Here is a 14,609-nt window from a genome sequence, read left to right as displayed (position 1 = left end):
GCTCAGGCCCCTTTCGAAAGAGTTGTGGGCCCGGAGCCCGGCATCCCGCCGGTCCGGGGCGGCCAGAAGTCCCCGGACACAGCCAGTCCCGGCGTTCCCTGTGGCGCTGCCAGCTCGGCCCGGATTTCCTCGGCCAGCCGGTACGTCATGTCGCGGCGCCAGGCGGGCAGCCCGTGGATGTCGTCGTGGTAGAGCTCCGCCGGAATATGGTCATCGAGTCCGGCCGCCAGCCGGTCCGCGTCCGGCAGCGCGTCGAAGCGCAGCTGCACGGGCCGCTTGGTGGCGGCGGTGACGGTCAGCACCAGGGAGGTGCCGCCGTCGAGCCTTCCAATGAGCAGCACGCCGGACCGGCCCAGGTTGCTCAGGGACAGGCGGCGGAACGCCACGCGGGCGGAAAGGGCCGACGCCGGGAGGTGGACGCTGCGAAGCAGCTCACCGGGTGCCAGGGCGTTTTTCGCGTCGCCGGTGATGAAGTCCGCCACCGGAAGGGTGCGGCTGCCGCCATCCGGTGCGATGAGGGTGGCTGTGCCGTCCAGTCCGGCGCAAAGCGAAATGACGGGCCCGGCGGGCAGCGAGGTGCAGAGGTTGCCGCCCACGGTGGACATGTTCCACACCTTGAAGGAAGCCACGAAGGAGTCACAGCATGCCCGGACCAGGTCCAGCGCCCGCCAGCCGCGGTCCGACACATCCGGAAGCCCGGGAAGGCTGTACAGCCCGGCGATGGTGCAGGTGGCGGCAAGCTCGATCCCGTCGTCGGTGACGGTGATCGGCGTCCAGCCTGCGGCGCCGAGGTCCAGGAGCCGTTTGAGCGGCTGGGGCCCGAAGGCGTAGCTGCCGTAGGAGAAAAGGACCGTCCCGCCGGCAAGCCAGGCGTCGCCGTCGCGCCATTCCGCGGGGTCGGTGGTGCGGACCACCGCCTCAATGGTGTTCATGTCCATGCGATCTCCTGCTTGTCAGAGTCTGTAGGCGCCGGCGTGGGCGCGGGGTGGGGGTGGATGGTGCCGGAGGTTTCACGCAGCGGCAGGCAACTGGCGGCGCGGTTGCGGGCTGCGATGATTTCCGCGGTGATGGACACCGCCACTTCGGCGGGGGTGGCGGCACCAAGATCCAGCCCGATGGGTGAGTGCAGCTGGGCGATCCGCTCCGGCGGGACACCCGCGCTGAGGAGTTCGCCCACCCGCTGGAGGTGGCTCCGGCGGGAGCCCATGGCGCCAACGTAGGCGAGGTCCAGGGCCAGCGCGGCTTCCAGCAACGGGATGTCGAACTTCGGATCATGGGTCAGGACGGCGGCCACGGTGCGGTGGTCCGTCCTGCCCGCAGCCGCTTCCGCCGCCAGGTACCGGTGCGGCCACTCGGCCACTACCTGGTCGGCGGCGGCAAAACGGGGCTGCCTGGCGAAGGCGGGCCGGGCATCAACCAGGGTCACGTGGTAGCCCAGCAGCTTCGCAGCCGGTACCAGTGCCGCGCCGAAGTCGTTGGCGCCGAACACCAGCATCCGCGGCGGGGCCAGCCGCGACTCCACGAGGACGGCGGACCCGTCCATAGGCTGCCCTGTCCGGTCTGGCAGACAGTCCCCTGCCCCGGGAATACTGACCAGGCCGGTGCCACCGAGGCGCAGGATGGCCTCCACCTGCAGTGCCGTCTCCCCCTGGAGGAAGGACAGCTCCGGGGATGCGGCCACGCCGGCCGTGGCGGGATGGTGCAGTACGACGGCGGCGCCTCCCGGGCTGCCCAGCAGCCGTACCAGGGCCATGGATTGGTCCGGGCCGGGTTCGGCGAGTTGCAGCAGGGCAGTGCGCAGCGGATGGGCGGGTTCGCCCGGAACCGCGGCGGGCACCGGCTGGATGTGGATGTCCAGCCGTCCCCCGCAGGTGAGCCCCGCGGCGAAGGCGTCGGCGGCACTGAACCCGTAGGACTCAAGGCGCGGGCCGCCGTCGTCCATTGCCTCCTGGGCGAGCACCACCACGGCGCCTTCCACGCAGCCGCCGGAGAGGCTGCCCAGCACCTCGCCGGATTCGGTGACCAGCATGGATGTTCCCACCGGCCGGGGCACGGAACCCGACGCCGCCACGATGGTGGCAACGGCGAACTGCCCGTCTGCAAGCCGGTGCAGCCACGGGCCCAGCGAAGGGATCAGGTCAAGCATGGCGGCACTCCTTCTTCCGCGCGGCGGTGGTGTCCATTGTCGGTCCTGGCAGGGGCCGGGCCAAGGGTTGGCCCGGCCCCCGGTGTGGCTGGGGCAAGCTCAGCCGCCGAGCAGGTGGTTGATCGGACCGCGGGCGAAGTACACCAGGAACCCGATGCTCACCACCCACATCAGCGGATGGATTTTCTTCGCCTTGCCTGACGCAGCCCCGATGACGGCCCAGCTCACGAAGCCAACACCGATGCCGTTGGCGATCGAGTAGGTCAGCGGCATGGTGACGATGGTCAGGAATGCCGGCAGGGCCACGGTGAACTTGGTGAACTTGATCTCCCGGATCTGCGCCATCATCATCGCCCCCACCACCACCAGGGCGGCGGCCGCGACCTCGAGCGGCACCACGCTGGTGAGCGGGGTGAGGAACATCGAGCCGAGGAACAGCACGCCGGTGACCACTGAGGCCAGGCCGGTCCGTGCCCCTTCGCCGATGCCGGCGGCGGAGTCGATGTACACGGTGTTGGAGGAACCGGAGGTTGCCCCGCCCGCCACGGCGCCGAAGCCTTCCACGATGAAGGCCGCCTTCAGCCGCGGGAACGTGCCGTCCTTGTGGGCGACGCCGGCGCTCCTGGCCAGGCCGGTCATGGTTCCCATGGCGTCGAAGAAGTTGGTGAACACCAGCGTGAACACCAGCATGGTGGCGGCCAGGCCGCCGATCCGGGCGAACGAGCCGAACAGGTCGAACTGCCCCACCAAACCGAGGTCCGGTGCCGAGACCAGCCGGCCGGACAGGACGGGGGTGTTCAGGTGCCAGCCGCCGGGGTTGGTGGCGCTGGCCGGGCCAAGCTTCAGGACGGCTTCCACGACGGCGGCCAGCACGGTGGTGCCGACGATGCCGATGAGCAGGCCGCCCTGGACCTTGCGTGCCACGAGGATGCCCATGGCAAGGAGGCCGATGACGAAGACGAGCGTGGGTACCGAGGTGATGGAGCCGCCGTCGCCCAGTTGGACCGGCGGACCGCCTGCCGTGGGCCGGACGAAGCCAGAGTCCACGAAGCCGATGAAGGCGATGAACAGGCCGATGCCCACGGTGATGGCGGCCTTCAGTTCCTTGGGCACTGCCCGGAAGATGGCGGTCCGGGCGCCGGTGACGCCGAAGAGGACGATCAGGATGCCGTTGATCACCACCAGGCCCATGGCCTCGGGCCAGGTGACTTCCTGGATCACCGAGACGGCCAGGAAGGAGTTGATGCCCAGGCCGGCGGCAAGTCCGAAGGGCAGGTTGGCGATGAGGCCAAAGAGGATGGTCATGACGCCGGCGGTGAGGCCGGTGACGGCACCCACCTGGGCTGCGGATAGCCAGCCCCCGGCGACGTCGGTGGGGGCGTTGTCCGCGCTGAACCCGCCGAGGATGAGGGGGTTCAGGATGACGATGTACGCCATTGTGAAGAAGGTGACCAGGCCCCCGCGGAATTCGCGGGCAAGGGTTGAGCCGCGCCGGGTGACCTGGAAGAAGCGGTCCAGGAAGGATTCCGGGGCCGGCGGCAGCGGGACGTGCGGTCCCTGTGCCGAAGTGCGCGGCGCCCGCCGGGAGGTGCTGGTGGTTGGAGCCGGATGCTCCTCGTGGGAATGGTCCAGGATGGTCATCCCAGCCGCCTAGTAGTCGATCCTGGATTCGAGCGTGTTCCAGGTGTTGAACGGCTCCAGTGGTGCCGGGGCCTGGGGATCGCCCAGCTCCAGTTTGGATACCGGCATCAGGGAGTCCCTGTCCTGGTTTTCGAAGTATTCGTAGAAGACGGCGTCGTCAAAGCCGACGGAGGCGGCGTCGTGGCGGTCCGCGGCGTAGACCACGCGGCCCACCCGGGCCCAAAGTGCGGACGCCAGGCACATGGGGCATGGCTCGCAGCTGGTGTACAGGACTGCGCCGCTGAGGTCGAAGGTGCCCAGTTCGCGGCAGGCGGTGCGGATGGCGGTGACTTCGGCGTGGGCGGTGGGATCGTTGTCCGCTGTGACACGGTTGACGCCGTCGAACGTTTGGCCGTCCGCCGTGACGATCATGGCGCCGAACGGGCCTCCGCTGTTAAGGACGTTGGCCGTTGCCAGCCGGATGGAGCGGGCCAGAAATTGTTCGGCCGTGACGGTGGTACTCATGATGCGACTTCCTTTTGCCGGGAAGCCTGATGCCGTGCAGTACCAGTAGAACCAGGTGCGAACGGTTACCAGGCTTCAGCATGTGCTGTGAAGGTTAAGTTGCGCCTGGTAGATAGCTTCCCCGAGGAGGGGCGCCCGCCTTTGGCAGAATCGAGATTAGCACCGCTTTGTGGGCTGCGCCATAGTTTTCTGGAAATTTAATTTCGCAATGTGAAATCCATGTTTCGACGCCTTCACGGCGGATGCCGCCACGCAGTGACAATCACGTCCATTGACGCAGGTGGAGGCGTTTTCCTAGTCTGATCCCACCCGTCCTGCCTGCAGGTGGCGGGCACCTGGATCAGCAGACAGGGCCTCACTGAGCTGGAACAACTGCCACTGCGCCCAGAACAGGACATCCCATGCCCCAGCCCCATCCAGCGCCCGCCTCCCGCCTGTGGATCCGGAGCCCCCTGGCCGCCTTCACCGCCAACACTCTTGACGCCTCGGGTGGCGTGGTGGTCAACGGCGGAGTGATTGAAGAAGTCCTGGCAGCGGGGCAGAAGCCGGCCGCGCCCTGCACCGAAACGTTCGACGCCGGCAGCCACGTCCTGCTGCCGGGCCTGGTCAACACGCACCACCACTTCTACCAAACCCTCACCCGGGCCTGGGGTCCGGTGGCCAACGCCCCGCTGTTCCCGTGGCTGCAGAACCTTTATCCGGTGTGGGCCCGGCTGACGCCGAAAGACCTGGAACTGGCCACCACGGTGGCCCTTGCCGAACTGCTGCTCTCGGGCTGCACCACCGCTGCCGACCACCACTACCTTTTTCCCGCGGGCCTTGAGGACGCCATTGACATTGAAGTGGAGGCGGTGCGCCGGCTGGGCATGCGGGCCACCCTCACCCGCGGGTCCATGACGCTGGGAACGGACGACGGCGGCCTGCCGCCGCAGTCCACCGTGCAGGCCCCGGAAGTGGTGCTGGCGGACAGCGAGCGCCTGGTGGGCCGGTACCACGAGCGCGGCGATGACGCGGTGATCCAGATTGCGCTGGCGCCGTGCTCCCCGTTCTCGGTAACCAAGGAGATCATGGCCGAAAGCGCGGCCCTCGCCGGGCGGCTGGACGTCCGGCTGCACACCCACCTGGCAGAAACCCTCGACGAGGAGGACTTCTGCCGGGAGATGTTCGGGCTGCGGACGGTGGACTACCTGGACAGCGTCGGCTGGTTGACGGACCGCACCTGGCTGGGCCACGGCATCCATTTCAGCGACGCGGAGATCGCCCGGCTGGGTGCCGCGGGGACCGCGGTGGCGCATTGCCCCACCTCCAATATGCGTCTGGCGTCAGGCACCGCCCGGGTCCTGGAACTGGAAGACGCCGGAGTTCCGGTGGGGCTGGGCGTTGACGGTTCGGCATCCAATGACGCCTCCAACATGATCCTGGAAGCGCGGCAGGCCCTCTACCTCCAGCGGCTGCGGTACGGGGCCGACGTACCGGTGGAACGGGCCCTGGGCTGGGCCACCCGCGGATCCGCCGCGGTCCTGGGCAGAACCGGACTGGGCCAGCTGGCACCCGGGATGCAGGCGGACCTGGCACTCTTCCGGCTCGACGACCTGCGTTTCTCCGGCAGCCACGATCCCGTGGCCGCCCTCCTCCTGTGCGCCGCGGACCGGGCGGACCGGGTGATGGTCGGCGGCCAGTGGCGTGTGGTGGACGGCCAGGTTCCGGGATTGGACGTGGCGGGGCTCATCGCGGAGCACTCCGCCGCGGCACGACGCCTGATAAACGGCTGACAGGGATACTGGCCGCTGCTACCGTGGCGGCATGACTCCGTCAAAGACGCCGGCCGAAGTCCTGGATATCGAGGGTGTTGAGGTCCGGATCTCCAGCCCGGACAAGGTGGTATTCCCCCAGCCGGGGCTGACCAAGCTTGACCTCGTGCGCTATTACCTGGCTGTGGCGGACGGAGCGCTGCGGGGTGCGGGAGGGCGGCCGATGGTGCTCAAGCGGTTTCCCAAGGGGATCGACGCGGAGCCGTTCTTCCAGAAGCGCGTCCCGGAAAACCACCCGCCCTTTATTGACACCACCACGCTGCATTACGCGTCCGGGACCTCGGCGGAGGAGGCAGTGATCCGCGATGCGGCCGGCCTGGCCTGGGTGATCAACCTCGGCTGCCTTGACCTGAACCCGCACCCGGTCCGGGCAGAGGACCTGGAACACCCGGACGAACTCCGCGTGGACCTGGACCCCATGCCGGGAGTGGACTGGCCGCAGATCGTGGACGTGGCCTACGTGGCGCAGGAGGTCCTGGCGGACGTGGGCATGGAGGGGTGGCCGAAGACCAGCGGTTCGCGGGGGCTGCACATCCTGGTGCGCATTGCCCCGGAGTGGTCCTACCGCGATGTCCGGCTCGCTGCGGAAACCCTGGCCCGGGAGGTGGAAAACCGCGCTCCCGGACTCGCCACGGCACGGTGGTGGAAGGAGGAGCGCGGCGAGAGCGTGTTCGTGGACTTCAACCAGAACGCCAAGGACCGCACCGTGGCCTCCGCCTATTCAGTCAGGCCGCTGCCCGATGCCCGGGTCTCGGCGCCGCTTACCTGGGAAGAGGTGCGCACCGCCAGGCCGGAACAGTTCACGGTGCCCACCGTCCTGGAGCGGTTCGCCGAGATCGGCGATCCGCATGCGGGTATTGACGGCGCGGTGGGCAGGCTCGATGGCCTCCTGGCCCTTGCCGAAAAACTGGGTCCCGCAGAGAAGGCACCGCGCGGCGGCAACGGATCCGGACGCCGGCAGTCGGTGATGCCGCTCATCGAAGTGGCCCGGACCAGGACCAAGCCCGAGGCGCTCGCCGCGCTCGATGAATGGAGGTCCCGGCACGCCGGAGTCGTGGCGGCCCTTCAGCCCGCCGATGTCCTTGTGGACGGGATGCGTGGATCCAGCTCGCTCTGGTACCGGGTGCGGGTAAACCTGCAGCATGTACCCGAGGCGGACCGCCCGCCCCAGGAGGAACTCGTCGCGGACTACGACCCCTGGGCGGGCAAGCAGTGGCCCGGAGGCCCCGGCTCCTGACGCCCGGCCAGGGGTCAGCGGCGGCCGGGGTCAGCGGCGCCCGAACACCGGAAGGGCGCGGAGCCAGCGTGAAAAGCCTCCGGACCGCCGCTCGTGGTCGGCCGGAATGTAGAAGTCGGGATCACTGGCTCCGAAGGGCAGGTACAACTCCTGGCCCGGCGCCGGGAATTCCACAACCTGGTTCTGTTCCTGGGGGTTCATCTGCTCCTCCTGTTCCTATAGCGTTTCCGTATCTCGGAATTTATTTATTGCTATATGAAAAGTGTAGGTAGTGGAGCAGCTTGACGTCAACGGTTCCGTCAATGGTGCTCCGGGGCCGGCTGGGCATACGGCAGTCATAAAATGATTTTTGGCCTTGTGATGTACACCACCGGTTTGCGGAGGTACGCTGTTAGGCAACTCGTGGCGCACGTCACGTAACCTGGGAGCAGCAGGCAGGGTCGTAATGAGCTGGCATCAACGGATGCCGGCTCTTTTTTGTTGGGTCGGCTCCATCGGAAACGCGCATGAAATGCGCGCTTAATTTCAGTGATGGAACCTAGGTTCCACTTACCGGAAGTTGGGAAAAGACCATGAGCAGCAAGATCATCCTCGGCGAAAACCAGTACGGCAAGGCAGAAGTGCGCGTCGTCAAGATCACCCGCGACACCAACCGCCACGAGATCGAGGACCTGAACGTCACCTCGCAGCTGCGGGGCGACTTTGCCGCGGCCCACCTTGAGGGCGACAACGCCCACGTGGTGGCCACGGACACCCAGAAAAACACCATCTACGCTTTCGCCCGTGAGGGCATCGGCTCGCCGGAAGCGTTCCTGCTGCGCCTCGGCGAGCACTTCACGTCCAGCTTCGACTGGGTCACCGGGGGCCGCTGGGAAGCCGAGTCCTACGCATGGAACCGGATCCAGGCCCACGGCAGCGAACACGACCACTCGTTCGTCCGCAACGGCCAGGAAGTCCGGACCGCCGTCCTGGTCCGTGACGGGGCCACCAGCCACCTGATTTCCGGGCTGAAGGACCTCACCGTCCTCAAGTCCACCCAGTCCGGCTTTGTCGGCTACCCCCGGGACCGCTACACCACGCTTCCCGAGACCACCGACCGCATCCTTGCAACGGACGTTTCGGCCCGCTGGCGCTTCAAGACCGGCACCGATTTCAGCGCGCTGGACTTCAACAAGAGCTACGACGACGTCAAGGGCCTCCTGCTCGAAGGCTTCACGGAAAAGTACTCCCATGCACTGCAGCAGACCCTGTTCGACATGGGCGCCAAGGTCCTGGAGGCGCACAGCGAAATCGACGAGATCAAGTTCTCCATGCCCAACAAGCACCACTTCCTGGTGGACCTTTCCCCATTCGGCCTGGACAACCCCAATGAGGTCTTCTACGCGGCCGACCGCCCGTACGGCCTGATCGAGGCCACCGTCCAGCGCGAGGACGCTGCGGCGGCCCCGGCCGCCTGGTCGGGTATCGCCGGCTTCTGCTAAAGCACGGCAACAGGTTTCGACGGGCCCAACCACCATTGGCGGCTGGGCCCGTCGAGGCCACCCCACAGCTTCACCTGTTAGCCAGACAACGTTAGCCAGACGATGACGTCTGCCATGAACCAAGAAAGTCTGCCATGAACACCAAGAAGAAACTGGCCACTGCAGCCGCCGAAAAAGGCGCACGGCCCGCCCGCCCCGAGGACCAGCGCCTCCCGATCGGAAGCATGTTTGCCTACGGCTTCCAGCACGTCCTCACAATGTACGGCGGCATCATTGCCCCGCCCCTGATCATCGGCGCGGCCGCAGGCATGAACTCCCAGGACATTGGCCTGCTCATTGCGGCCTGCCTTTTCGTTGGCGGCCTGGCCACCATCCTGCAGACGGTCGGCGTCCCCTTCTTCGGTTCGCAGCTGCCGCTGGTCCAGGGCGTCTCCTTCGCAGGGGTCTCCACGATGGTGGCTATCGTCCACGGCGGCGGGGGCATCCAGGCCGTCTTCGGTTCGGTCATCGCGGCCTCCCTGATCGGCCTGCTGATCACCCCCCTGTTCTCGAAGATCATCCGGTTCTTCCCGCCGGTGGTCACCGGCACGGTGATCACCACCATCGGCCTGACGCTGATGCCGGTTGCCGCAAACTGGGCCATGGGCGGCAACAACAAGGCGCCCAACTACGGCAGCGTTGCGAACATCGGCCTGGCGGCAGCCACCATGGGCATCGTCCTGCTGCTGAGCAAGGTGGGCAGCGCCGCCATCTCCCGGCTGTCCATCCTGCTGGCGATGGTCCTGGGCACGCTGATCGCCGTCGCGTTCGGCATGGCCGACTTCTCCAAGGTGGGCCAGGGCGGGATCGTCGCCTTCCCCACCCCCTTCGCGTTCGGACCGCCCACGTTTGAACTCGCCGCCATCATCTCCATGCTGATCGTCATCCTGGTCACCCTCACCGAGACCTCCGCAGACATCATTGCCGTGGGCGAGATCGTTGGAACCAAGGTGGACTCCAAGCGGATCGGCAACGGCCTGCGGGCGGACATGCTGTCCAGCGCCGTCTCCCCGCTGTTCAACTCCTTCACCCAGAGCGCCTTCGCGCAGAACGTAGGCTTGGTGGCCATCACCGGCGTCAAGAGCCGGTTCGTGGTCAGCGCCGGCGGCGTGATCCTGGTGGTCCTTGGCCTGCTGCCGGTCCTTGGCCGGGTGGTGGCCGCGGTGCCCACCCCCGTCCTGGGCGGTGCCGGCGTCGTGCTCTTCGGCACAGTTGCGGCCAGCGGCATCCGGACATTGTCCAAGGTGGACTACAAGAACAACATGAACCTGATCGTGGTGGCCGCCTCCATCGGCTTCGGCATGATCCCCATCGCCGCCCCGGCCTTCTACGACCAGTTCCCGTCCTGGTTCGGCACCATCTTCCACTCCGGCATCAGCTCGGCCGCCGTGATGGCCATCCTGCTGAACCTGCTGTTCAACCACCTCCGGGCCGGAAATTCGGACAACCAGTCCGTTTTCGTGGCCGGCACGGAGCGGCTGGTGCGCTCGGAGGACCTCCGGTGCCTGGCCGAAGGCGACCGCTTCGAGAACGGCAAGCTCATCGACTGCGACGGTAAGGAAGTCCCCATCCAGTCAGCCGGCAAGGCAACAGAGCACTGACCTTCCACGCAAACGACGACGGCGGCCCGCTCCGGAAAGGAGGGGCCGCCGTCGCGCGTGGTTGGCACCGCCCGCGCAGGGCAGGTGCGTCAGGTGCGGTTGAGCTCGCGGGAGATGGCCTCGGCCGCTTCGCGGAGGACCGGCACGGCCTTGTCGGCGAAGTCCTCGTCCACCCGGGATACGGGACCGGATACGGAAATCGCCGTGGGGGTGGGCGCGTTGGGCACTGCCATGGCGAAGCAGCGGACACCCAGTTCCTGCTCTTCCTCGTCAATGGAGTATCCCCGCTCGCGGATGAGCTTAAGGTCCGCCAGGAGTTCGTCCACGTCTCCGATGCTCTTGGCGGTAGGGGTGGGCATCCCGGCCCTGGCCACGATGCCGCGGACCGTGTCGTCGTCGAGTTGGGCCAGGATGGCCTTGCCCACGCCGGTGGCATGGGTATGGGCGCGCCGGCCCACTTCGGTGAACATGCGCATGGAATGCAGCGACGGCACCTGGGCCACGTAGATCACCATGTCCGAGTCCAGCACAGCCATGTTGGAGGTCTCCCCCAGCCGGTCCACCAGGATCTTCAGCTGCGGCTGGGCCAGGGCACCCAGCTGTTTGTTGGCACCCTCCCCCAGCCTGATGAGCCGGGGACCAAGGGCGTAGCGCCGGTTGGGCAGCTGGCGGATGTAGCCCAGCGACACCAGCGTCCTCAGCAGGCGGTGGATGGTGGGCAGCGGCAGGTCCGTGGAGGACGACAGCTCGCTGAGCGTGACGTCGCCGCCGGCATCGGTGATGAGTTCCAGCAGTTCGAAAACGCGCTCCACCGACTGCACCCCACCAAAGGCTTTTTCTGCCATTCCGTTGTCTCCTACGGCTCGGAATCCGACAACTCTTATCCGCATCGTGAAAAGAGTTGCTTAGAACACCCAAGATACAGCACGCGGGTTTCCACGGCGACGTTGGCCTCCGGTCGCAATCGGAGGGGTTGTGTTTCCATAAAGTAGATAATAATATCCATAATACGAAAACATTCGGATCCGAGCAGCAGCCGGCCCAAGGCCCAACAGGAGGACATTCAATGGCGAACCCCAGCCCCGGAAATTCGATCACCCTGCGCGTGGAAGCACCGTCAAGCTTCAGCGCCACCAGCGAACTCGCCGCAGCCGTGGGAGCCGCAGGCGCAGCAATCACCGCCCTGGACGTCAGCGAATCCCACCACGAGACCCTGGTGGTGGACGTCACCTGCAACACCACCGACGACGCCCACGCCGCCCGCGTCAAGGACGCCCTGGACGCGCTCGACGGCGTCACGGTCCAGCACGTCTCGGACCGCACGTTCCTGATGCACCTGGGCGGCAAGCTCGAGGTCGTCCCGAAGGTAGCCCTGCGCAACCGGGACGACCTCTCCCGCGCCTACACGCCCGGCGTCGCCCGCGTTTGCCTGGCCATTGCCGAGGATCCCGCGGCAGCCCGCAACCTGACGGTCAAGCGCAACACCATCGCCGTCCTCACCGACGGTTCGGCCGTCCTGGGCCTGGGCAACATCGGCCCCGCCGCAGCCCTCCCCGTAATGGAGGGCAAGGCTGCCCTGTTCAAGCAGTTCGCCAACGTGGACGCGTGGCCGGTCTGCCTGGACACCCAGGACACCGAAGAAATCATCATGATCGCCAAGGCCATGGCCCCCGTCTACGGCGGCATCAACCTTGAGGACATCGCCGCCCCGCGCTGCTTCGAGATCGAGAACCGGCTCCGCGAGGAGCTGGACATCCCCGTGTTCCACGATGACCAGCACGGCACCGCCATCGTCACGCTCGCAGCCCTGGTCAACGCCCTGCGCGTAGTGGACAAGAAGCTGGAGGACGTCAAGATCGTGGTCTCCGGCGTCGGCGCCGCCGGCTCCGCCATCATCCAGCTCCTCAAAGCCCAGGGTGCGCGGCACATCATCGCCGCCGGCCGCTCCGGTGCCATCCACTCCGGCGAGACCTACGGGGATGAGCACCGCAGCTGGATCGCCGCGAACACCAACGGGGAAGGCTTTGCCGGTAGCCTGCACCAGGCCCTCGTGGGCGCGGACGTCTTCATCGGCGTCAGTGCACCGCACGTGATCGGCGAGGAGCAGGTGGCAGCCATGGCGGAGAACGCCATCGTGTTCGCCATGGCCAACCCCACGCCCGAGATCGATCCCGTCATCGCGTCCCGGCACGCCGCCGTGGTGGCCACCGGGCGCAGCGACTTCCCCAACCAGATCAACAACGTGCTGGCATTCCCCGGCTTCTTCCGCGGCCTGCTGGACGCCGGAGCCTCGGACATCACACCGGACATGCTGGTGGCCGCCGCGGAGGCCATTGCCAACCGCGTGGCTGACGATGAGCTGAATGCCAGCTACATTATCCCCAGCGTCTTCGATCCCCATGTGGCTGCCGACGTTGCCGCAGCGGTGGCCGCGGCCGCCCGGTCCGCACACGTTGCAACGGCTGAACCGGCCGATTCCGCCTTGGAACCAGCAGCAGCACTGGCTTCCGCCTGACCGCCCGACGTCCAGCCAAAGGAAAGGACCAGAAATGGCCATCACCGTCACAGATCCCCGGCCCATCGCACGCGCAGAGGAGATCCTCACGCCCAAGGCACTGGCCTTCGTGGAGGAACTTCACAACAGGTTCGCCGGCACCCGCAACGAGCTGCTGGCGGCCCGCGCCGTCAAGCGGCAGCGGGTGGCAGAAACCGGCAAGCTGGATTTCCTGCCGGAAACCAAGGACGTGCGCGACGGCGACTGGAAGGTTGCGCCCGCACCGGCAGCCCTGCAGGACCGCCGGGTTGAGATGACCGGGCCCGCCTCGCCGGCGAAGATGGCCATCAACGCCCTGAACTCCGGAGCCAAGGTGTGGCTGGCGGACCTCGAGGACGCCAGCACACCCACCTGGGCCAACGTCATCGACGCCATCCTGAACCTCCGGGACGCCGCCCAAGGCACCCTCAGCTACACCTCGGAGGAAGGCAAGGAGTACCGCCTCCGCACCGACGCGCCGCTCGCCGTGGTGGTGGCCCGCCCCCGCGGCTGGCACATGCAGGAGAAGCACCTGCTGGTCAACGGCGAGCCGGCCGTGGGTGCGCTGGTGGACTTCGGCCTGCACTTCTTCCACATCGCCAAGCAGCTGGTGCTCAACGGCCAGGGGCCGTACTACTACCTGCCCAAGATGGAGAGCCACCTTGAAGCCCGGCTGTGGAACGACGTGTTCGTCTTCGCGCAGGACTTCCTGGGACTGCACCAGGGCACCATCCGCGCCACCGTGCTGATCGAGACCATCCCGGCCGCCTTCGAGATGGACGAGATCCTGTACGAACTGCGGGACCACGCTTCCGGCCTGAACGCCGGCCGCTGGGACTACCTGTTCAGCATCATCAAGTACTTCCGGGACGCCGGCGAGGAATTCGTCCTCCCGGACCGCGCCTCCGTGGTGATGACCGCGCCGTTCATGCGTGCCTACACCGAGCTCCTGGTCAAGACCTGCCACAAGCGCGGCGCCTTCGCCATGGGCGGCATGGCCGCGGTGATCCCCAACCGGCGCCACCCGGAAGTCACCGAGGCTGCCTTCGAAAAGGTGCGGGCGGACAAGACCCGCGAGGCAAACGACGGCTTCGACGGCTCCTGGGTTGCCCACCCGGACCTGGTCCCCACCTGCCGCGAAGTCTTCGACTCGGTGCTGGGCGACAAGCCCAACCAGGTGGACAAGCAGCGCCCGGACGTCTCGGTCACCGCGGAACAGCTGCTGGATGTTTCCTCCGCCGACGGCCAGGTCACAGAGGCCGGCCTGCGCCTGAACCTCTACGTGGCTGTCGCCTACACGGCCGTCTGGCTGTCCGGAAACGGTGCCGTGGCCATCCACAACCTGATGGAGGACGCCGCCACCGCGGAAATCTCCCGCTCACAGGTATGGCAGCAGATCCGCAACAAGTCCGTCCTGGCCGACACCGGCAACACCGTGACCAGGGAACTGGTGGAGCGGATCCTGGCCGAGGAGACGGAACGGCTCCGCACGGAGTTCGGCGATGAAGCGTTCCGCCGCTACTACCAGCCGGCCAGCGAACTGATCGCGGACATCTGCCTCTCCGACGACTACACGGACTTCCTCACCACGCCGGCCTACGAACTGGTGGGCTGAG

At 67.1% G+C, this 14,609-nt stretch carries 12 protein-coding genes; 6 read left to right on the top strand and 6 right to left on the bottom strand.

The features are described from left to right. Positions 1-2: 2 nt before the first annotated feature. The 4 genes from FB478_RS09355 to FB478_RS09340 form a co-directional block, all read right to left on the bottom strand. Entirely contained in the window at positions 3-938 is a 936-nt protein-coding gene (locus tag FB478_RS09355) for an FAD binding domain-containing protein (RefSeq protein ID WP_144600258.1), read from the bottom strand. Continuing rightward, the gene (locus tag FB478_RS09350; protein ID WP_144600257.1) at positions 929-2,146 is read right to left on the bottom strand and encodes an XdhC family protein; all 1,218 of its coding nucleotides are present in this window, start codon (positions 2,144-2,146) and stop codon (positions 929-931) included. Before FB478_RS09350 ends, FB478_RS09355 begins: the two co-directional genes overlap by 10 nt. A 99-nt stretch (positions 2,147-2,245) precedes the next feature. Beyond that, positions 2,246-3,787 (bottom strand): NCS2 family permease, encoded by a 1,542-nt coding sequence (locus FB478_RS09345; RefSeq protein ID WP_056391396.1) that lies wholly within the window; start codon positions 3,785-3,787, stop codon positions 2,246-2,248. A 9-nt stretch (positions 3,788-3,796) separates the two neighbouring features. Next, positions 3,797-4,291, bottom strand: coding sequence for a nucleoside deaminase (locus FB478_RS09340; protein ID WP_018769702.1), 495 nt, complete (start codon positions 4,289-4,291; stop codon positions 3,797-3,799). 401 nt (positions 4,292-4,692) lie between these two features. Here FB478_RS09340 and FB478_RS09335 point away from each other — a divergent pair, with 401 nt between their 5' ends. Further along, positions 4,693-6,063, top strand: a complete 1,371-nt coding sequence (locus FB478_RS09335) for an 8-oxoguanine deaminase (protein ID WP_018769701.1) — start codon at positions 4,693-4,695, stop codon at positions 6,061-6,063. 31 nt (positions 6,064-6,094) lie between these two features. Beyond that, complete coding sequence (gene ligD, locus FB478_RS09330; protein ID WP_056391399.1) at positions 6,095-7,339, top strand: non-homologous end-joining DNA ligase; 1,245 nt, start codon at positions 6,095-6,097, stop codon at positions 7,337-7,339. Positions 7,340-7,369: 30 nt separating this feature from the next. Here ligD and FB478_RS21115 read toward each other — a convergent pair whose 3' ends face one another. After that, on the bottom strand, positions 7,370-7,540 hold the full coding sequence (locus FB478_RS21115; RefSeq protein WP_018769699.1) for a hypothetical protein: 171 nt from the start codon (positions 7,538-7,540) through the stop codon (positions 7,370-7,372). Between the two features lie 371 nt (positions 7,541-7,911). Between FB478_RS21115 and pucL the strand changes: the two genes are divergently transcribed. Together pucL and FB478_RS09320 are read left to right on the top strand one after the other, a co-directional pair. After that, positions 7,912-8,820 (top strand): factor-independent urate hydroxylase, encoded by a 909-nt coding sequence (gene pucL / locus FB478_RS09325; RefSeq protein ID WP_018769698.1) that lies wholly within the window; start codon positions 7,912-7,914, stop codon positions 8,818-8,820. 134 nt (positions 8,821-8,954) lie between these two features. Further along, positions 8,955-10,460 (top strand): nucleobase:cation symporter-2 family protein, encoded by a 1,506-nt coding sequence (locus tag FB478_RS09320; RefSeq protein ID WP_018769697.1) that lies wholly within the window; start codon positions 8,955-8,957, stop codon positions 10,458-10,460. Between the two features lie 89 nt (positions 10,461-10,549). On the opposite strand, the gene FB478_RS09315 is transcribed toward FB478_RS09320, so the two are convergent. Next, complete coding sequence (locus FB478_RS09315; RefSeq protein WP_144600256.1) at positions 10,550-11,305, bottom strand: IclR family transcriptional regulator; 756 nt, start codon at positions 11,303-11,305, stop codon at positions 10,550-10,552. A gap of 221 nt (positions 11,306-11,526) precedes the next feature. Between FB478_RS09315 and FB478_RS09310 the strand changes: the two genes are divergently transcribed. After that, positions 11,527-12,975, top strand: coding sequence for an NAD-dependent malic enzyme (locus tag FB478_RS09310; RefSeq protein ID WP_056391405.1), 1,449 nt, complete (start codon positions 11,527-11,529; stop codon positions 12,973-12,975). A gap of 34 nt (positions 12,976-13,009) precedes the next feature. Further along, positions 13,010-14,608: a malate synthase A gene (gene aceB, locus FB478_RS09305; RefSeq protein ID WP_056391409.1), complete on the top strand. Its 1,599-nt coding sequence runs from the start codon at positions 13,010-13,012 to the stop codon at positions 14,606-14,608. The last annotated feature ends 1 nt before the right edge of the window (position 14,609 follow it).

The organism is Arthrobacter sp. AG367, assembly GCF_007828995.1.
In the GTDB taxonomy this organism is placed as follows: Bacteria; Actinomycetota; Actinomycetes; order Actinomycetales; family Micrococcaceae; genus Arthrobacter.
The sequence above is the reverse complement of the archived record's forward strand: the minus strand, read 5'-3'. Positions and strand labels throughout refer to the sequence as shown.